17 protein-coding genes are annotated in these 20,502 nt (G+C 58.8%); 12 read left to right on the forward strand and 5 right to left on the reverse strand.

Annotated features, from left to right (window positions below):
- Window positions 1–1,533, reverse strand: a complete 1,533-nt coding sequence (locus AC2TAD_RS17565) for a phospholipase D family protein (protein WP_170755255.1) — start codon at window positions 1,531–1,533, stop codon at window positions 1–3.
- Window positions 1,534–1,755: 222 nt separating this feature from the next.
- Between AC2TAD_RS17565 and AC2TAD_RS17570 the strand changes: the two genes are divergently transcribed.
- Window positions 1,756–2,169: a VOC family protein gene (locus tag AC2TAD_RS17570; RefSeq protein ID WP_353392843.1), complete on the forward strand. Its 414-nt coding sequence runs from the start codon at window positions 1,756–1,758 to the stop codon at window positions 2,167–2,169.
- A gap of 9 nt (window positions 2,170–2,178) precedes the next feature.
- On the opposite strand, the gene AC2TAD_RS17575 is transcribed toward AC2TAD_RS17570, so the two are convergent.
- Window positions 2,179–3,057: an FCD domain-containing protein gene (locus tag AC2TAD_RS17575; RefSeq protein ID WP_480869164.1), complete on the reverse strand. Its 879-nt coding sequence runs from the start codon at window positions 3,055–3,057 to the stop codon at window positions 2,179–2,181.
- A gap of 168 nt (window positions 3,058–3,225) precedes the next feature.
- Here AC2TAD_RS17575 and mgrA point away from each other — a divergent pair, with 168 nt between their 5' ends.
- From mgrA to AC2TAD_RS17630, 11 genes are all read left to right on the forward strand, one after another.
- On the forward strand, window positions 3,226–4,263 hold the full coding sequence (mgrA, locus tag AC2TAD_RS17580; RefSeq protein WP_480869166.1) for an L-glyceraldehyde 3-phosphate reductase: 1,038 nt from the start codon (window positions 3,226–3,228) through the stop codon (window positions 4,261–4,263).
- Window positions 4,223–5,203, forward strand: a complete 981-nt coding sequence (locus AC2TAD_RS17585) for an NAD(P)-dependent oxidoreductase (RefSeq protein WP_480869169.1) — start codon at window positions 4,223–4,225, stop codon at window positions 5,201–5,203. Before mgrA ends, AC2TAD_RS17585 begins: the two co-directional genes overlap by 41 nt.
- A 79-nt stretch (window positions 5,204–5,282) precedes the next feature.
- Window positions 5,283–7,496 (forward strand): hybrid sensor histidine kinase/response regulator, encoded by a 2,214-nt coding sequence (locus tag AC2TAD_RS17590; protein ID WP_480869171.1) that lies wholly within the window; start codon window positions 5,283–5,285, stop codon window positions 7,494–7,496.
- A 138-nt stretch (window positions 7,497–7,634) separates the two neighbouring features.
- Window positions 7,635–8,741 (forward strand): cytochrome-c peroxidase, encoded by a 1,107-nt coding sequence (locus tag AC2TAD_RS17595; protein ID WP_480869173.1) that lies wholly within the window; start codon window positions 7,635–7,637, stop codon window positions 8,739–8,741.
- 11 nt (window positions 8,742–8,752) lie between these two features.
- Complete coding sequence (locus AC2TAD_RS17600) at window positions 8,753–9,940, forward strand: cytochrome-c peroxidase (RefSeq protein ID WP_480869175.1); 1,188 nt, start codon at window positions 8,753–8,755, stop codon at window positions 9,938–9,940.
- A gap of 5 nt (window positions 9,941–9,945) precedes the next feature.
- Window positions 9,946–10,515, forward strand: a complete 570-nt coding sequence (locus AC2TAD_RS17605; RefSeq protein ID WP_480869177.1) for an arsenate reductase (azurin) small subunit — start codon at window positions 9,946–9,948, stop codon at window positions 10,513–10,515.
- 17 nt (window positions 10,516–10,532) lie between these two features.
- Complete coding sequence (locus AC2TAD_RS17610) at window positions 10,533–13,214, forward strand: arsenate reductase (azurin) large subunit (RefSeq protein WP_480869179.1); 2,682 nt, start codon at window positions 10,533–10,535, stop codon at window positions 13,212–13,214.
- 168 nt (window positions 13,215–13,382) lie between these two features.
- Window positions 13,383–15,590: a HEAT repeat domain-containing protein gene (locus AC2TAD_RS17615; RefSeq protein ID WP_480869181.1), complete on the forward strand. Its 2,208-nt coding sequence runs from the start codon at window positions 13,383–13,385 to the stop codon at window positions 15,588–15,590.
- Between the two features lie 16 nt (window positions 15,591–15,606).
- The gene (locus AC2TAD_RS17620) at window positions 15,607–16,092 is read left to right on the forward strand and encodes a plastocyanin/azurin family copper-binding protein (protein ID WP_480869183.1); all 486 of its coding nucleotides are present in this window, start codon (window positions 15,607–15,609) and stop codon (window positions 16,090–16,092) included.
- Window positions 16,085–17,329, forward strand: a complete 1,245-nt coding sequence (locus AC2TAD_RS17625) for a molybdopterin molybdotransferase MoeA (RefSeq protein WP_480869185.1) — start codon at window positions 16,085–16,087, stop codon at window positions 17,327–17,329. Before AC2TAD_RS17620 ends, AC2TAD_RS17625 begins: the two co-directional genes overlap by 8 nt.
- 89 nt (window positions 17,330–17,418) lie before the next feature.
- Window positions 17,419–18,144 (forward strand): response regulator, encoded by a 726-nt coding sequence (locus AC2TAD_RS17630; protein ID WP_480869187.1) that lies wholly within the window; start codon window positions 17,419–17,421, stop codon window positions 18,142–18,144.
- Here the strand turns inward: AC2TAD_RS17630 and AC2TAD_RS17635 are convergent.
- From AC2TAD_RS17635 to AC2TAD_RS17645, 3 genes are all read right to left on the reverse strand, one after another.
- A complete protein-coding gene (locus AC2TAD_RS17635) occupies window positions 18,141–18,659 on the reverse strand; it encodes an N-acetyltransferase family protein (RefSeq protein WP_480869189.1) in 519 nt (172 codons plus the stop codon). The genes AC2TAD_RS17630 and AC2TAD_RS17635 overlap by 4 nt on opposite strands.
- Window positions 18,656–19,210, reverse strand: a complete 555-nt coding sequence (locus AC2TAD_RS17640; protein ID WP_480869191.1) for a helix-turn-helix domain-containing protein — start codon at window positions 19,208–19,210, stop codon at window positions 18,656–18,658. Before AC2TAD_RS17640 ends, AC2TAD_RS17635 begins: the two co-directional genes overlap by 4 nt.
- Window positions 19,211–19,322: 112 nt before the next feature.
- On the reverse strand, window positions 19,323–20,339 hold the full coding sequence (locus AC2TAD_RS17645) for an extracellular solute-binding protein (RefSeq protein ID WP_480869216.1): 1,017 nt from the start codon (window positions 20,337–20,339) through the stop codon (window positions 19,323–19,325).
- Window positions 20,340–20,502 lie beyond the last annotated feature (163 nt).

The following is a 20,502-nucleotide window of genomic DNA, read 5'->3' on the forward strand; positions in this document are numbered from 1 at the left end:
TTAAAGCTGCGAACCGATCGGTAAAATGGCCAGAACGCCCGAGATTATGTGATCCCATGCCGATCCTGTCGGCTCGGCGTCATATCGCAGGACAGTGCCGTCCTGTTGCCGGGTTGTCCAAACCAGTTTGCCAGCCTCTTCAAGCGTCACGTTGTACGTGTACGCGGGCAGCGCCTCGTCCAGCGCGCCCATTGTCCGAACCGCCAAGTCGGGCGAATCGATCAGGATGCCCATCTCGGTGTTGATATTGACGGATCTGGGATCCCAATTGAACGACCCGACGAAAACGTAGCGATCATCAATGGTGAACGCCTTGGAATGCAGACCCGAACGGGATTGTGCCCAGTTAATACCGCGTTGTTGAACCTGATAGGCATCCGGGCGCAGCTCGTACAGCTCGACGCCGGCGCGCAACAGGGCGCGGCGCTTTTTGGCGTAATGGGCATAGACCGGTGCCACGTCGTTTGACGCCAGCGAATTGGTGACGACCTTGATATCGACGCCGCGGTTTTCCAGCTCGGACATCCATGCAACCCCTTTGTTTCGAGGCACAAAATACGCCGAGATGATGTTGACCTCGTTTTTTGCTGTCTCAAAATAGGGCAACAATTGCGACGCGAGTATCTGTTCGGGATCATCCGCGCCGGCTGCTTTGGATGGAGGGTCGGCGTATAGCCGGGCCTGAACCCAATCAACCGACAATGCGTTGCCGGCAAAGGTCTCTTGCGCTGACCTGCGCAGGGCGTTGCCATAAGGCGTATCGCGCGCCTCGTCGACAAGGTCATTCAGCCGGTCGCGTGCCTCGTTCAGTGAAACGCCCTGGGGTTCATCAATCACCACAGCGGCAGGAACGGCGAATTCACTGTTCCAGTAGGTATCGAAACTGTCCGAGACCTGACGGACCACTGGGCCAGTGGCCAGCACATCCAAATCCGCATAGTTCATTTCCTCGCGGGCCAGAAAATACTCGGCACCGATATTGCGCCCACCTACAATGGTGAATGTATTGTCTGCGGTCATCGACTTGTTATGCATCCGACGGTTGATGCGTTTAAAGTCGGTCAGACCGGCGATCAGCAGGCTTTGATCTCGCCAGAACGGGTTGAACAGCCTGATCTCGATATTCTCATGCAGATCAAGGGCGGCAGTCATCGCATCGTATCCGGACGTGTCCATATCGTCCAACAACAGGCGCACGCGGACACCCCGGTCCGCAGCACGCAACAGGCTTGCAGCAAACAGATGCCCGGTCGGATCGTCGTGAAGCAGATAGTATTGCGCATCAATCGTTTGCTCTGCCGCTGCCGCCATCAGCAGCCGAATGACCAGCGCCTGTTCCCCATCGCTGACAAGTCGTACGCCCGATCGCCCGTCGCCGGGATCGCCCAACCTGCTGGCCGCGCGGTAAAGCTGGCTTGTCGGTTCGGCGGCGACGGATCGCGTCACCGTCTTTTCATAGGTCCGGGACGTGGGCGCGCATGCAGCAAGGGCCAGCATGCAGCAGACATGAACCGTGATGATCCATGACTTCATGAGTTTTTTCCGATCTTCATACTGACAGTGACACTCTAAACGGGCTGTTTTTCAAGGTTGTTGTTTTGAATCCCTGCAAATTGCCTGCGGCTGCGGTTCGATTGCAAATGCCGTTAGGTCCGTTCTTCAGGGATCTCTGTCAGATTTGTGATTGTTGAACTCATCGGGTTCTGATCATCTGCGATCTGAAAAAATATGCTCAGCCGATGGAAAGACGCGGATATGAAATTGGAATTCCACCATATCAACTTTGTCTCGCAAGATGTGGATCGTCTCCACGATTTTTACACGGGCGTTCTGGGGTTGGATGACATCCCGATCCAAAATTTCCCACGATCCGAGGATACGAAGGACCGGGGCTATAGCGGCAAGATCCGCTTTGCGACCGATGGGCAGATGCAGATGCACCTGGCCGAGAAAGACCTCGGCGTCGCCTTTAAGCATGGCGAAACGATAAACCCGGTCGAACGCGGCCACATCGCTTTTAGAACCGATGATATTGCGGCCTTCATGAAGCTGCTGGACGACAACGGCATTCCCTATTCGGATTATGGAACTGCCTTTGCCAAAGAATGGCATCAGGTGTTCTTTCACGACCCCGAAGGCAACGTCATCGAAGTCCATCAGGCGGTCTGAGTTTGGGTCTTAGGATGTGGCCTCCTCGAACCGGTGCCGGGTGGCGTCGAGATGGGATTGCATCGCTGCGCGGGCTTTACGGTGGTCGCGCTCCAGAACCGCCTGAATGATCTGCAGGTGATCTGAGGTCGCGGTCAGGTGATGGTGCATCTGATTTTCCAGCGGCCAAAGGTAGTGGTGGTTGAAGATCATCGAGATCGCGTCCTGAAACCCCACGATCAGCCTATTGTCGGCATGCGCGTTCAGAAACCGATGAAACTTGGTGTCCAGGGCGGGGAAATCCAAGTCAGCGAAATCGGAGTGCGCCGAAATCTCGAGATGATCCTGTTTCAACCTGATGAGCCCGCCCCAGAACGGGTCATTCTCGGGGATCTGGCAGAGCTTCTCGACTGCTCTGCTTTCGAACATCACGCGGACCTCATGCAGCTCTAGCGCGTATTTTCGGGTGACGCCTTCCAAAACCCATCGGCGGTGGTGGTCCTTGCGGACGAAACCGAACCGGCTGAGCCCGATCAGAAATTCGCGCATGGTCTGGACCGAAACGTTGAGCTGTCGCGCCAGAAGCCTCTCGTTCAGCAGCGCGCCCGGACCGATATCCTCGCTTCGGATCATTTGCATGAATGTGGCCTCCAAGGCATCGCGCATGTCCATGGTTTCGCTGGCGGCGAAATAATCCCGCCGCTGAGGGACCCGAAGCAATTGCCGGTCTGGCCCGGCCTGCGTCAATATCCCTGCTTTTTCCAACCTCTTCAGAATTGCGCGCGCGGTTGTTCTGCTGACATCCAATTGTCGCGCGATCACCGAGATGTTCTGGATGCTGGGATTGGCGACCAAAGCGTCCAGCATGGCATTATAGGCGGCTTTGAAAACGCGATCTGGGCGTGCCATGACCATGTTCCTGATGTTCAATAAGATGTTTTTAATAGGGTTAAAGACATTTGAGCGCAAGTCGCCGACGGAATATGATCCGGGCAACCTGCGCTGAACATCAGCCACGCATTTGGTGCCGTGGCGAGCGCGGGGCGCAATGACATCACTGATTCAGGACACCCGAAAATGACGTCGAACACCTATGTGCACAGCGCGACACGCTATGCGGAGATGACCTATAACTATTGCGGCAACAGCGGTCTGAAACTGCCCGCGATCTCGCTGGGGCTGTGGCATAATTTTGGTGCTGACCGGCCTCATCAGTTGAAACAAAAGCTTTGTCGAACGGCATTTGACCTGGGGATCACGCATTTTGATCTGGCCAACAATTATGGCCCGCCTGCGGGCAGCGCTGAAGAGGCGTTTGGTGAAATCCTGAAAAATGATTTTGCCGGTTACAGGGATGAATTGGTGATCTCGTCCAAAGCCGGATATGACATGTGGCCAGGCCCTTACGGCGAATGGGGCAGCCGTAAATACCTGATCGCGTCCTGTGACCAAAGCCTTCGGCGGATGGGTCTTGATTATGTGGATATCTTCTATTCGCATCGGTTTGATCCGAACACACCGCTCGAGGAAACCATGGGCGCGCTGGATCAGATCGTACGCTCTGGCAAGGCGCTTTATGTGGGGATTTCGTCCTATAATTCCCAACGCACGCGCGAGGCTGCGGCGATCCTGAAGGACCTTGGCACGCCCTGCATCATTCATCAGCCCAGCTACAACATGATTAACCGTTGGGTTGAGACGGACGGGCTGAAGGCCACCCTGCAAGAGTTGGGGATCGGGTCGATCGCGTTCACCCCTCTGGCGCAGGGAATGTTGACCGGCAAGTATCTGAGCGGCGTGCCGGAAGGCAGCCGAGCAACCGAAGACAAATCACTGAACCCCGATCTGCTGACCGAAAGCACGATCGAGAACCTGCGCAATCTGGATGCGATTGCCAAGAGGCGCGGTCAGACGCTGGCGCAGATGGCGATTGCCTGGGTGTTGCGCGATGGCGGGATCACCACGGCGTTGATCGGTGCATCCCGCAGTGAACAGATCGTCGACTGCGTCGGGGCGCTGAACAATATTGAATTCACGGTCGATGAACTGGCCGAAATCGACCGCTATTCGCAGAATGGCGAGGTCAACCTTTGGGCTCAATCCTCGGACAGCTAAATCCAATCGCCGGATCAGAAAAGGACTGAACATGAACAAACCCGTTATCGGATTCATTGGCGTTGGGCTGATGGGTCATGGCATGGCCAAAAACATCGTCGAAAATGGATACCCCCTTGTGGTGATGGGGCATCGCAACCGACAACCCGTCGAAGATCTTGTGCAGCGTGGTGCGACCGAAGTCACCTCGGCGCGTGAAATGGCCGAGGCCTGCGACATCATCCATTTGTGCGTCTCGGGCAGCCCGCAGGTCGAACAGCTGATCCGTGGCGAAAACGGTATCCTGGCCTCGGGCAAAAAAGGGTTGGTGGTTGTTGATTGTTCGACATCGGATCCCGTGTCGACCTTGCAACTTGTGCAAGAGCTGCGGGCTGCGGGCATGGATCTTGCAGACGCGCCTTTGGGCCGAACTCCGAAAGAGGCCGAGGCCGGAACGCTGGATACAATGGTCGGCGCATCGCCCGAAACCTTGGCGCGCATCAAACCAGTACTGGAATGCTGGGCCGGTCTGGTCGTGCACATGGGTGAGGTCGGGATGGGTCACAAGATGAAGCTGGTCAACAACTTCGTCGCCATGGGCTATGCTGTTTTGTATTCCGAGGCGCTGGCCGTAGCCCGTAAGGCCGGGCTGACCGTAGAACAGGTGGATTCTGTTCTGCGTCCAAGCCGCCTGTCCAACGGGTTCTACGATACATTCATGAAATGGACGCTCGAAGGGGACGAAAACGCCCATCGCTTTGCCATCACGAACGCGCATAAAGACATGCGATATGTCGCGAACCTGGCCAATAGTATCGGCGCGGTCACGCCGGTACAGGCGACTCTGCGTAACGCGTTTGCGGCGATGGAGGCTGCAGGTCGGGGTGATGACTATGTACCCATGCTGGCTGATTTCGTTGCGGAAACCAATGGTCTGACCACGGACAAGTCCAAAGCTTAGGGCTGTACGCGCGGTTGTGGCGCATTCCACCTGTCAGGCAACGCCCTTATCCCGGTTCTCAACGGGATAGGGGACAAACATGGACAGCAACTCCCAACAGGAAGATGGATCACTGAAGCGGCCTCTGGCTGTTGCATTTGTGATTGGCATCGCTTTGGCGATCATTCTGTCCGTTTTTCTGTATATGTCCCGTGAAACCGGGAACCGGATAGGTGACATGCGAATGGCATGGCAGGACTATTCGGTCGAGACCACACCGCGTGGCTACTGGATATCGGACATTCGCGAAGACTTTGGCTATGGCGGACTGATCCACAACTTCAAGAATTATGTGCTGCGCAATGACCCCGATTTGGGTCCACGCCTGCGACGGCAGTCCCAAAGTCTGCTGGATACCATCGCAGCCTATCGCGCCTCGGACCCATCCCCCACTGAATTGGAAGCGTTAGCGCAGATCGAAGCGGTGGCCATGGAATACACTGGCAATATCCCTTTGATCGAGGAGGGTATCGGCGCAGGCCTGAGCGCAGAGCAGATCGATGCGTTGGTGCGTGTGGATGACCGCGACGCCCTGGCGGCGTTGCAGACCCTTGAAACCCTGTGGGTGCAAGAGCGCGACCGCAGTCTGTCCAGTATGGTGCGCGCGTTCTCGGACGGAGAACGTCTGGTCCGAAATTTCTCGTTTCTGCTGGTGGGGTTGATCGTTTTGGTGGGCGTGATCGCGATCCTGACCACTTTGCTGATCGCCAATATCTTGCGCACCAACCGTCGCCTAAAGGCCGAACTTGCCTTGCGTGAACAAGTGGAACTGGCCGAGCGCAAACTGGCGCGGGCGGTTGAACAAAGCCCGGCCTCGATCATCATCACCGACACCGACCTGAGGATTGAATACGCCAATCGCAAGTTCTTTGACCTCAGCGGGTACGGTCCGCACGAGGTCTATGGCCATTCGCCCAAAATGCTGCAATCGGGGCATTCGGGGCAGGGGGTCTATAGCGACCTGAAGGCCAAACTGAAAAGCGGCCAAAGCTGGTACGGTGTGTTTCGCAACCTGCGCAAAGACGGGACGCATTACTGGGTTTCGACCGCGATTTTCCCGCTGGTCGATCAGAATGGCAGCATCACCCACTATATCGGTATCGGCGAGGACATGACCGAATCCCGCCGCACGCGCGAGCAATTCGCTCAGGTCCAGAAGATGGAGGCTGTGGGCATTCTGGCCGGTTCGGTCGCGCACGACTTCAACAACGTGCTGATGAGCGTGATCGGAAATGCCGAGCTGATCGAGTTGGACGCCGAGGACAACGAGGACATTCAGACCTCGGTCAACCATATTCGTATCGCGGCACGTCGCGCTCAGGCGCTTGTGCGCAAGATGCTGACCTTTGCCCGCCAGCGGCCTCGAAATCCGCAACGCGGCGATATGGTCAAAGCCACGCAAGAGGCGTTGGACCTGATCAAGGTTGCCGCGCCTCCCAGCGTGAAGACCCGCTTTGACATCGACATTGAACAGGCTTTTGCTGAATTCGACGGTACATTGTTTTTTCAGACCCTGCTGAACCTGTGCCACAACGCGTTCGAAGCCATCGGCGATCACCCGGGCGACGTTGTGTTGCGCATCAGTCAGGCCGAGGATGAATCCCTTGACGATCTGCCGGACGATGCGATTGGGGTGATCCGACTGGATGTAACCGATGACGGGCCGGGGATGACGCCCGAGGTGCAAGAGAAGATATTCGAACCCTTTTTTTCTACCAAACCGGTCGGGAAAGGCACCGGTCTGGGTATGGCGATCGTCCGCAACAGCGTCGAGGAATGCCGCGGGCGGGTCGAACTGTCCTCGACGCCGGGCAAGGGGACCCGGTTCAGCCTGTTCTATCCCATGATGCCGATTCTGAGTGGGCAACAGCAGCAAGAGGCCCGCGCAGTCACCGGGGACGAACACATCCTGCTGGTCGATGACGATGAGAACATTCTATATGTCACGCGCCGGTTGCTGACGCGATATGGCTACCGGGTCGAGGCCTATTCGCAACCAATGCGCGCGTTGGACGCCTTTCGGGCGGCGCCCGACAGCTATGATGTGATCGTGTCAGATTTGATGATGCCAGAGCTTATGGGCACTGACCTTATCGCCTCGGTGCAGGCCGTCCGACCGGATGTTCCTACGATTCTTGTCAGTAGTTATTTCGATGATGCAGACAGTCCGGCTGAAAGCGATCAAACGGTACGGATGCAAAAACCGTATGATGTTCAAAGTCTTGCACGTATTATCCGGAGCCTTATGGCCTAGGGTCTCGTTACATTTCTTCACAACTCTTCACACTCTTTAATCCATTTCAAATTCTGGTGACACATCTGCCCCCTAAGGTTCGCTCAGCCGGTCCTCGGCCAAACCGAGTGATCGGAATAGCGATAAAGGGGCTTTTAGATGATGACCAAAGCCAGAACATGGTTCTCGGCGCTGTCGACAGTTTCGCTGCTGACGATGAGCGCTGCGTTCCCGGTTCACCAGGCCCAGGCGGATGAGCCGGGCCCGGTAGAAGCCATAGAGTTCGACCCAGCCAAGGCGGCCCTTGGCAAACGACTTTTCTTTGATCCGCGACTGTCCGGCGACGCTGCGCTGTCCTGTTCCAGTTGCCACCAGCCGGAAAACGGGTTCACCGACGGGCAGGCCCTGTCGGACGCCTATACGGGCAACCTGCATTTCCGCAACGTGCCGACGCTGATCAACAGCGCCAAGCGCGAGGCATGGTTCCATGACGGGCGGATAGGCACCAACCTGAATGACGTGACCCGCGAAAGCATCACCGAGACCTATTCCATGAACATGGACATGCGTCTGATGCAGGAACGCATCAAGCAGGACCCGGTCTATGTCGAGATGTTCGAAGCCGCGGGATTTGGTGAACCTTCGAACGGTGGCGTCCGTAACGCGATCCCGGAATATCTGAAAACGCTGATCTCGCGCGGCGCGCCCTTCGACACTGGAGAGATGTCGGACGAGGCCAAGGCGGGGTATGAGCTGTTCAACGCCAGCGGCTGTAATTCGTGCCACTCGGGCGAACGGTTCACCGATGACCTGCCGCACAATATCGGCGTCGGTGACAACCCTGACATCTGGGCGGACCCGACCCGTCACATCACCTTCGTGACGATGATGAAGTTCCTCGGCGTCGAGAACTACATGAACCTGCGCGCCGACCCCGGAGCGTATATCCGCACCCACACTGCCGACACGTTCGGCACCTTAATGACCCCCACGCTGCGCGAGCTGACCTATACCGCGCCGTATATGCACAACGGCACGATGGAAACGCTCGAAGATGTGGTGGCCTTCTACAACGCCGGTGGCGGTGACGATGAAAACAAGGATCCGCGCATCAAGCCGCTGAACCTTTCTGAGACCGAACAAGCGCGGCTGGTGGCCTTCCTTAAGGCTCTGTCAGGCGAGCCGCTGACCGGGCCCGAATTCGTCGCCGAAGAGATCGATACGGACTATGCGCCGATCGAAAACTGGCGCGAAACGACAAACTGAGGAGTGGACCCATGAAAGACCTTAAGTCTTACCTTTCAGGCACAATCGCCACCGCTGCCTTGTTTGCCGCCATCGGTTCGCAAGCGTTCGCTGCGGACAGTATCGCGATTGAGGCCGGTATCGGCGGCGCAGACCCCGATCCCGATGCGCCGTTAGTGGCGCTGGGCGAGCCGCCCATCCCGCTGGACAACCCGCAGACCGAGGCCAAGATCGAACTGGGCAAGATGCTGTTCTTCGATCCTCGGCTGGGCGGAAACGAGACAACGCCGTGTTCGGCCTGTCACCTGCCCGATGTGGGCTGGGACGTCGAAGCGCCGATCTCGTTCGGTTATCCCGGCACGACTCACTGGCGCAACAGCCAGACCATCGTGAACTCGGCGTACTACGGCAAACTGTTCTGGGCGGGATCAAGTAAGAGCCTTGAAAGCCAGGCCAAATCCGCTGCAGGCGGTGCAGTCGCCGGCAACGGCGAGGCCGACATGATGGAGGCCCGCCTGGCCTTTGTGCCCGAATATGTCGAACGCTTTAACGATGTCTTCGGCGATCAATGGCCGCGCATCAGCAACGCATGGCGCGCAATCGCTGCGTTTGAACGCACCATCGTTCAGACCGACACGCCCTTCGACAACTACCTGCGCGGGGATGATGCGGCGCTGACCAACGAGCAGAAACGCGGGCTGGAGCTGTTTACCGGCAAGGCGCAATGTTCCGAATGCCACAACGGCGCGCTGCTGTCGGATGAGAAGTACTACAACACCGGCGTTCCACCTTATAGCGGCTGGGAAGATGACGGTCTGGCGCAAGTGACCTTCCGGTATGAGCTCTATGCCAAAGGCTCGACCGAGGATTTCTATCGCCACACCAAAGACGACCCCGGTTTCTATTTCCGCACCAAGGAAAAGGCCGATCTGGGCAAGTTCCGCACGCCAAGCCTGCGCTACACCCTCTACACCGAACCCTACATGCATAACGGCATGTTGGAGACGCTCGAGGACGTGGTTGAATTCTACAACCAGGGCGGTGGCGAGAATGAATTCGCAGCAACCAAATCCGATCTGATCCAGCCGCTTGGCCTGAACGATCAGGAAAAGGCGGATCTGGTGGCCTTCCTGAAATCCCTGTCCGGTGACGAGATCTTGGTCGAAGAGCCCGATCTGCCGGATTACCAGCCGCTTTCTGCGGTTGCAGCAGAGGAGTAAGCGTCATGAAAGATCATAACGCAACCGGATGCAGCTGTTCTGGCGAGGCCAAGAAGGCCTGCACCGTGAACCGCCGCCAGTTCCTATTCGCCTCGGGCGCAACAACCTTTGCCGTGATGGTGGCCATGCCCACTCGCCACGGCCAGGCTGAACAGGTTCCTGCCCTTGTGTCCACCTATCCGCGCAAGCTGATCGGCAAACTGTCCGAGCTGGAACAGGATGTCCCGGTCGAGTTCTACTACCCCGATGAGGGCGACTATTCGGACTCGATTCTGGTCAAGACCGGCGTGGAAAGCGGCGGTGGCATCGGTCCGCAAAAGGACGTTGTGGCCTTCAACCTCACCTGCACCCACCAGGGCGGGTCGATGTATGACAGCTACAAACCCGAACATAAGGTGCTGGGCCCGTGCCCGCTGCACCTGTCCACCTATGACCTGACACGGCACGGCATCCTCGTTTCGGGGCAAGCCTATCAGTCGCTGCCGCAGGTCCTTTTGGAACTGGACGGTGATGACATCTACGCCGTCGGCATGTTCGGCCTGATCTACGGCCGCTACGACAACCTGATTGCATAAGGGAAGGGGATACTCACATGGCAACCCCGTATTACGTACCCGAAACCAACGTCCCGCTGCCGCCCAAAGGCGCCGAGGTCATCTCGACCGCCTGCGACTACTGCATCGTGGCCTGTGGTTACAAAGTCTACCGCTGGCCCGTGACGGCCAAACCCGGTGGCCCCACCGCAGACGAAAACGCCTTTGGCGAGGATTTCCCTGTTGCACCGCTGGGTGCATGGGTCGCGCCGAACCAGCACAATATCGTTCTGCACAAAGGTCAGCCGCACCACGTGGTGATCATCCCGGACAAGGACACGCAATACGTCAACACCGACGGCGACAGCTCCTTGCGGGGCGGGTGTATTGCGCAGAAATGCTATAACCCGCAGACACCGACACGTGACCGTCTGAAGACACCGCTGATGCGGATCTACGGCACGCTGATGCCGGTTCCGTGGGATCTGGCGCTGGATGTGGCGGCTGAGGTGGGCAACCACGTCATCGCCAAGCACGGCACCAATGCCTATGGCGTGAAAACCTTCAGCTATCAGTATATCGAGAACACCTATGCGATCTCGAAATACGCGCTGCGTCATATCAACACCGCCAACTTCACCTTCCACGACACGCCGTCCGACGTGACCTCAACCCCCGGCTTCCGGGATGCGGGTTTCGACAACTTCGGCCCGTCCTACGAAGACTGGCGCGATGCAGAGACCCTGCTGGTCTGCGGTACCGACCCGTATGAGACCAAGACCATCCTCTATACCCAGTGGATGATGAAGGGGATGCAGAACGGTCAGAAAGAGATCTATCTGATCCCGCGCAGCTCGGCCGGTGTGGCCCATGCGGTCAAGATGGGTGGCCTGCATATCGACGTTCTGCCCGGCACTGACCTGCTGGTCGTCAACGCCATCGCCCGCGTAATCGTGGAAAATGGCTGGGAAGACAGTGACTGGATCAAGAAATGGGTCAACAACAAGTGGGAAAGCTCGTCCGGCTTTGGCCAGGGCACCCGCAACACGCCATGGCAGTGGCGCACGACCTGGGGCAAGTTCCAGACCAAAGGCTTTGAGGACTGGAAAGAGTGGCTGCTGTCGCAGGATGAGTTCGCGCCCGAGACCGCTGCCGCAATGGCCGAAATCGATGTGCAGAAAATCTATACTGCCGCCGAATGGCTGGCCAAACCCAAGGCAGATGGCACACGACCCAAAACCTCGGTCATGATCGAGAAAGGGTTCTACTGGTCCAACAACACCGGCAACACGCAGGCGATCTCGGCTCTGGGTATCATCTGTGGCTGTGGCGGTCGTCCGGGTCAGGTCATTGGCCGGGCCGGTGGTCACCAGCGGGGCGGCGTGAAGGGCGGGAAGTACCCGCGCAACAAATCGCCCGAGAAACTGCCCGGTCGCCGTCGCCGCGCCATGGATACCGACCGGTATTTGATCGCAGGTCATACCCGTATGGCCCACGTGATCGGCACCACATGGATCCAGTCCATGTGCGGCAGCCAACAACTGGCCGACAAGTTCGAGGAGCTGACCGTCCGCAACCCGCACCAGATCGCCTCTTTCGACAAGCAAGAGATGATCGACACGCTGAAGGCCCGCGCCGACAGCGGCGGTATGGTGGTGATCAACCAGGACATCTATCTGCAGGACCCGATCGGCAACCGCTATGCCGACATCGTGTTCCCCGCAGCGACCTGGGGTGAGGAAGATTTCCTGCGCGCAAACGGCGAACGCCGCTTGCGTCTGTACCAGAAGTTCTATGATGCCCCCGGTGCGGCGAAACCTGACTGGTGGATCATTGCGCAACTGGCACAGCGGATGGGCTTTGACGGGTTCGACTGGCAGAACTCGAACGAGGTCGCGGAAGAGGCCGTGCGCTTTACCCGCGGGTCGCGCAAGGACTTCCACGCGGTTTATCGTCTGGCCAAGAAGGAAGGCAAAGGTCTGCACCAGAAGGTCCGTGAGTTTGGCACTGATGGGGTTCAATGCCCGGTCATGCTGGATGCCGATGGGGTCACGCTGATTGAGACCAAGCGTCTGCATGACACAACCCGCGAACTGCCCGATACCGGTGCGGCTGGTGCGGATGTGTTCAACAAGAAGCTGACGCATTTCAACAGCCAGACCGGCAAGTGCAACATCCAGAAATCGCCCTGGGGCCTGTTCTCGGACTATTGGGAATGGCTCAGCCCGAACAAGGAAGAAGGCGAGTTGTGGGCGACCTCCGGTCGGATCAACGAACGCTGGCAGTCTGGCTTTGACGACCGTCGCCGCCCGTATATCGTGCAGCGCTGGCCGGAAAACTGGGTTGAGATTCACCCCGACGATGCGGCCGAGCGTGGTATCGAAAGCGGCGACTACGTGATGGTCTATTCGGAACGCGTTCCGGGCAACAAGACCACGCTGCTGGGTGTGGAAGGCGATGACTTCCAGTTTTCGAAACTGATGGAGAACGGGCATATCGAACTGACCAAAGCGGCGATCACCGCCGTGGCCATGGTCACGCCCGCCATCAAGAAAAGCGTGGTCTACATGGACTTCCTGCACATGCAGCAGCCCGCGAACGCGCTTGAGGGCCGGATCGTCGACTGGATCAGTGGCAACTACAACTACAAGATGGGCGTTGCCAAGCTGCGGAAACTGGGGCCGAGCCCCTACAAGACCTCGTTCCGCACGATGTCCTTTGCGCCGCGCGACATCGCCTGACGGCTTTCCGGGGGGGCGGTCGCCATGCCGCCCCCCGGGTCTGGTCCCACTGCAGAAGGGACCATGGGCCGGGCGTCCCCGGCCTAACTGGAAGGCAGGTATCGGTTGGGAAATCTGCCTTCCACTTTCACCCAACCCCACCCAACCGCAAAACATGGCAGACCCGATATGAACATGCATTCCGATACCGCCCTGCGTGATGAGGCCACCAGCCTGTTCTCTGACTACGCAAAATCCGAATATGACGTGATCCGCCTGCGCGCCATTCAGGCCCTGAGTGCCATTGGTGCCGCCAATAGCCCGGCCTTGGTCGAGGCGCTGTTGGATGACGATGAAGACGTCCGGCAGGACGCCGCCCAAGCGCTGGGCGCGCTGGGTGTTCAGGACGCAGCACCTCAACTGCTGGAAAACCTGATCCACGATCCGTGTGGCGAGGTAAAACTGGCCTGCGTCACCGCTCTGGCCGAGTTGAAATCCGAAGACGCTGCCCCCTATCTGCGCACACTCGTCACCGGGCGCGGCGAGGACATCACATGGGACGAGGACGAGCTACACCAGGACGAATGGGACGATTGGCTGGACACGCAGATCGCCTCGATCAAAGCGCTGGGCCGGATGGGCGATGTGGCGGCGATTGAACCCATCGTCATGGCCCTGATGGATGAAGACGGGCAGGAACTGGGCGATGTAGCCTGCGAAGCGCTGGGCCGGATTGGTGAGGCATCAGTGCCGACGCTGGGCGTTTTCACCCAATCCTCGAACCGCCGCCTGCGCCATCGTGCCTTGCGGACGCTCGCCGCCATCGGTGGGGCCGAGGCCGAAGCGATCCTGCGCGAAGCCACCACCGACAAGGATGGGGCCGTGCGCCTGATCGCGTATGAAGCACTGATGACAAACGATGCCGCGCTGGTCGAACAGGCGCTGACCGATGCGGTCGAGGACATCCGTATTGCCGCGCTGAACCAAGCTGGGTTTTCGGAACCCGAGCTGCTGGACCGCATGATGCGCGACCCCGGTGCCAAGGTGCAACTGGCGCTGATTGAGCGGCTGGATCGCACAACGCCGATTGCCGACCAGGACGATCTGCGCTGGCAGGTGCTGGATTTCCTCGCCACCGGTCAACAGCCCGAAGTGTCCGCGCAGGCGCTGGGCCTGCTGGCGGCGCTTGCCCCGGAATTGGTGGCCGACCGGCTCAATTCGCTGTTCTCGGTCGATGCCGATGACCTCAAGGCCGAGCGCCTGCAATGGGCTATCGTCGATGCGCTGGCGAACTCGCCCCTTCGTGAGGCGACAGAATGGCTGCAACGCGCCTGCCGCGCGCCCTTCCGGTCAGTGCGGTTGAAGGCCGTTGCGTCGCTGGCGATGATCGTCACGGATGCCGACCGTCCGCATGTGAACCAGCAACAAGGGCGCGAGTTGCTGCTGTCCTTCGCGCTGGCCCCGATGCCTGTTGCTGCCGACGAAGCCGCAGAAGAAGAGACCCAGCCAACCGATATCGCCGCGCTGGAAGAGGCCGGGTTGGATGTGTCCGAGGGCGGCGAGAATGGCCCGACCTCAAGCCTTGGTGCGATTCTGGGACATGACGCGATTGCCGCCGAGATGACGCAGGAAGCGCAAGAGGATGAGGTGCAACCCCTGACTCCGCGCGAACAGGCGCTGCTGGCCAAGGCGACCCGTCACCCCAAACGCCGCCGCGTAGCGCTGGATGACGATGCCGATGCGCTGCAGCGTGAAACCCGCATGTCCGCCATCCGCCTGTTGGGCGAGGTCAAGGGAATGCAGGTCATGCTGGCGCAGATTGCGCAAGACCCGGAAACCGAGATCGCGCTGCAGGCGTTTGCCGCGCTGGGTGTGGCCGTCACGCGCCATGGTGCGGAATTGGATCAAGCCCAGCTGGTCGATTTGATCACCAAGGGGTTGTCGCACACGGACTCCGCGCTTTCTCTGCAAGCATTGAAGCTGCTGCAACAAGCTGATCTGCCGCCGCAGGACAACCTGCGGGGTAAGCTGCGTGCGATGGTGAAAACCGGCGATACGCCGTTCCGCATCGACGCCATGCATATCCTGACCCGATGGGACGGCACCCCGGATGTGGCACGCAGCCTGCTGGACGATGTCTCGGCCCCGGTACGGCAGGCGGCTATGCGGCTGCTGTCGGAAACCGCTCCAGATCAGGCGGGGGCGGCCATCGTACCTTTCCTGCTGGCCAACCCCGAGCAGCGTATTGTGACCTATGTCAAGGACAGCCCCCCCGCGATCGTGTCCATTGGCCGCGAACTGCTGGCCGAACTGCGCGACGAAGACCGACGCGCGCAATGGCCGGTGATGATAAACGCATTGGCTGATCTGTTGGGGGAACCCGCACGGGCAGCCTAACTGCCCGGAGGGACAGATGAGCATTTCGCTGAAACTGGCTGCAGCGATATTGGCGGGCGCAATGACCATTGCTCCCGCCCTTTATGCCGATGACCTCCCTGACGTTGCCGTCGTTCACCAGATCATCGACCTGAATGCAGACACCCCGGTCCATGCATTTCGATTCGAACCCAAGTTCCTGCAAGTGCCCGCTGGTTCCACGGTGCGGTTCAAGGGCTCGACCGGGCGGCATACGGTGACATCCATCCGTCCGATGATCCCCGAGGACGCACGCAGTTTCGAAATTCGCGGCAAGCCCGAGCTGGATCTGACCTTCGAGCATGAGGGCGTCTATGGCATTCGCTGCCGCGTTCATGGCCGGCACGGCATGGTTATGCTGCTGGTGGTGGGCGACCCCAACGCAAATCTCGAGGACGCCCGCGACCACCTGCCCAATCTGGGCGAGGCGGAACGCGCGGAGTTCGAGGAACTCTTGACATATCTGGAGGCTCAAAATGGCTGATGGCTGCGCCTGCGATCGGCAGGCTCATATGTTTCTGACGGTTTCCCAGGCCCTGACCAAGGGCCTGTCGGTGGCCGACCCGATCACCAAAACGGAAACCCTGCCGTTGATTGACGCTATTGGGCGGGTGCTGGCCGAGGATTGCACCAGCAAGGTGGATATGCCCGCTTTTGATAACTCGGCGATGGATGGCTATGCGGTGCGCACTGCCGACTTGGGCGAAGGTCCGCTGTTTGAACTGCCCGTCGCGGGACGGATCGCTGCCGGGGATAGCGGCGCGCATGACGCTCTTGCGGGCAGTGCGCTGCGGATCTTCACGGGCGCGCCGGTCCCGCCGGATTTCGACGCCATTTTGATGCAGGAAGATTGTGATGCCACCGTCTCAGGCATTCGGTTCTCGCGTCGCCCCAAGCCCGGCCAGCACATCCGCCGTGTGGGCGAAGACCTGAAGGCTGGCGCCCCGATCCTGCGCCGTGGTTGTGAGATCACTGCGCGTGAGGCTGCCGCGCTGGCATCGTCCGGCTATGGCGAGGTCACGGTTTATCGCAAGCTGAAAGTCACGATCTTTTCCACCGGTAGCGAGCTGCAACAACCCGGCGAGGCGTTGGGACCGGGGCAGATCTACAACTCGAACCGCTATATGCTGCGGGCGCTGCTGGACAAGCCGTGGATCGCCCTGACCGACAAAGGCCCGGTCGAGGACAACCCCGCCAAGCTGGAACAGGTGCTGCGAGAGGCTTGCGACAGCTCTGATCTGATCATTACCACGGGCGGCGTATCGGTCGGAGATGAAGACCACATGCCGCGTCTGTTCGAGACCATCGGCGGCAAGCCGGATGTGATGAAAGTGGCTATGAAACCGGGCAAGCCGATAGTGTTCGGGCGGCGTGGGGATGCGCTTTATGTTGGGCTGCCGGGCAATCCGGTTTCGGCCTATGTCACATGGCAGATTGTCGGATCGCACATGATGGCGCGGCGCGCCGGTTTGCATCACGCGGCTCAGACCCCGGAACAGGCAGTTCTAGCCGAGCCGCTGAGCCGCCGGGCCGGTCGTCAGGAATACCGACCCGTTGTGATCGAGGGGGCAGAGCCTGACGGAACACCGCGTCTGCGCCTGATGGCAGCGTCTTACAGCGGACGTGTTGCGCTGTTGGCGCAGTCGGATGGGCTGGCGGTGATCCCTGCGGAAACCGAAGCCTTGCCGCAGGGCCATAGCTTGTCTTTCCTGCGGTTCTGATGTCGGGGCAGAGCTCGTTCTTGCAAGTGTCGGGGGGCTGCGGCTACAACAGTTCCGCGCCAGCCCACTATGCCCGCCCGGACTCGAATATGGTTCAAGAACATATCCTTGTGGTTGATGACGACCCGCAGATCACGTCTTTTCTGCAGCGTTACCTTGAAAAGCAGGGCTGCGCAGTCACGTGCGTGGCCGATGGCGATGCGATGGATGCTGTTCTGGCGCGGGCCGAGGTTGATCTGATCCTGCTGGATATCGGATTGCCCGGCCGCAGCGGGTTCGACATCACCCGCGAATTGCGGATGAACTCGAACATTCCCATTATCGTTCTGTCTGGTCGGGATGAGATTTTCGACCGCGTAGTGGGGCTGGAATTCGGGGCAGATGACTACATCACTAAACCGTTCGAGGCGCGCGAGGTTCTGGCCCGCATCCGTACCGTGCTGCGTCGGTCAAAACCCGACGACAAACCTACCAACGGGTCCGAGTCCCAAACGATCACCTTTGGGGACTGGGTGCTAAACGTGAACGAGCGGACCCTGACCGTGTCAGGCGCGCCCGAGGCCACACCGCTGACCACCACCGAATTCGAGGTGCTGCTGGCTTTTGTCACTAACCCTCATGTGGTGTTTTCACGCGATCAGTTGCTGGACAAGGCGCGCGGGCGTGACGTCGTCGTAGGCGACCGTACTATCGATGTGCATGTGGCCCGTTTGCGTAAAAAAATCGAGCCTGACCCGGCCGCCCCCGTCTTCATCAAGACCGTTCACGGGATCGGCTATTGCTTTGCCGCCAATGTCCGCAAAAGCCCGGCCTAGGTCAGGTCTTTGAACATGAATGTTGTGGGCTCCAGCCGGTTCTCGAACGGGTTGCGGCAATAGTCGGGGATCTCTCCGGCGATCTGAAACCCCATGCTTTGATACAGTCGCAGCGACGGGTCTGAACTGCGCGTGTCCAGAACCAACACATTGCGCCCGAGTTGAGCCGCGCGCTCTTCCAAGGCGGCCATCAAAGCGCGGCCCAGTCCTTGGCGGCGAGCATTTGGATGCACCAGCAGTTTAGCGACATCGGCCCGGTGCGGTTGGTTCGGCATTTTGGCCGGTATAAGTTGAACCGTCCCCAAGACATGCTGGGCGTTGCGGACCACAAATAGATCCAGCGCGTTCTCGGCAACACCAGACCACACATGGTTTAGCCAATAGGCGCGCGCTTGATCAGGTGCGAAGGGCAGGATGAACCCTACGCTGGCACCGTCATGCACACAGGCGTGCAGAATATCCGTCAAATCGTCCAATGCGCCGTCCAGATCCGATGAGGTCAAACGTTCGATCATATCAGCACCAACAAGTAACGCGCACCGCGCTTGGATGAGGTTTCAAACCGGGTCGAACCGGAAAGGTGATAGCGCAGGCAATCTCCGGCCGTCAGGTCGTGCGCCACGCCGTCCACTGTTAGAGACAAAGCGCCGTCCAGCATGATCAGATGGTGTTCCTGTCCCGGCTTCGGGGGTGCGTCATAGGTGATAACTGTCGAAGACGGCAGGTGCCCCTCCATGACTTCACCGCTCAGACCGGTGGCCGGGGGCGAAACCGACCTGCGCGTGAACCCGGTTTCAGGGTCGCGCCATTCAGGTTGACGTTCCAAGGGAACCCGTGGCGCAAAGCTGTCTTCCACCATCATCAACAGGCGCGACATGGGCAAACCGTAGGCGGCACACAACCGGCCGAGCGTTTCTGCGGTCGGGCTCACGCCCCCCTTTTCGAGCCGGGATAAAGTGGCGCGGCTGACAGAGCTGCGTTCTGCCAATTGGTCCAAGGACCAACCGCGCATCAGGCGCAGCTCGTTTAATCGGTTGGCGAGGCGGTTTGAGAGATCATCCAACATTTATCAAATATGAGAATCATTTCCTTTTAAGAGATTATTGACTATTTTTATTACAATACAACAAAAAAGAGCGCGGAAAACCGCGCCCTTTCCCGTTGTCTGGTCTAGAGGATTATTGCCAGCCAACTTCGTTAAAGATTTTTTGTGCTTCGGGGATGTTCTTGGCAACTTCGGACAGGTTCACTGTATCCGCTTTGAACTCACCCAGCGAAGCTACGTTGTCGGCCAGTGCGACACCTTCGACCGCGGGAAATTCATCATTGCCGTTCGAGAAGTAGACCTGTGCCTGTTCGCCTGCGAGGTATTCAAGGAACTTCACTGCGTTCTCTTTGTTCGGCGCATGGGCTGCGATGCCCGCACCTGACAGGTTCATATGGGCGCCTTCCGCGTCTTGTGCGGGAAACTGAATGCCGATCATGTCGATATCCGCGCTCAGGCCCTTCACGTCTTTACGCAGTGCACGGGCGAAGTAGTAAGAGTTGGAAACGGCGATCTCGCATTCACCCGAGACAATCCCGCGCAGCTGATCGGTGTCACCGCCCTGCGGGTCACGTGCCATGTTGGCGACAACGCCTTTGGCCCAGGTTTTCGCGGCCTCGGCACCATGGTTGGTGATGATCGCAGCAAGCAGGGTTTGGTTATAGGTGTTGCTGGACGACCGGATGCAAACCAAACCTTTGTATTCCGGCTTGGCCAGATCCAGATAGTTTGCCGGCGGGTTCGCGACGTCGGCTTTGTCAAAGAAGATAATCCGCGCGCGTTGCGAGAAACCGTACCACTGGTTGTCTTCGTCTTGCAGGTTGGCAGGGATACGCTCTTCCAGAACCGCGCTGTCGACCGCTTGCAGGATGCCTGCGTTCTTGGCGCGGGCAAGGCGAGAAGTATCGACGGTCAGCAGAATGTCGGCAGGTGAGTTCGCACCTTCGGCTTCCATTCGGGCGATCAGCTCATCGGCCTTGCCTTCGATACGGTTGATGGTGATGCCAGTGACCTCTTCAAAATCCGAATAAAGGCGTTCGTCGGTGTCATAATGGCGCGAGGAATAGAGGTTCAGCTCGCCCTCAGCCGCGGCAGAGGTCGCTATAAGGGCCGTCAGAGCGGCAGCAATACAAGTGGAGGATTTCAGCATCATGTGTCCCAACTTTGAATGTCGTGGCGGGCAATAACCCGACTGATTTGGTCAATTAAACGATTCTGACGGGGATGCAAGAAAAACTGACAAAATTAGTTGGTCAAAATGGTCGCTGCTGGAAAGGCGCAACGCACTAACCTTGACGTGCGGAATATCCGAA

The sequence above is a fragment of the Ruegeria sp. HKCCD7628 genome, from assembly GCF_057221005.1.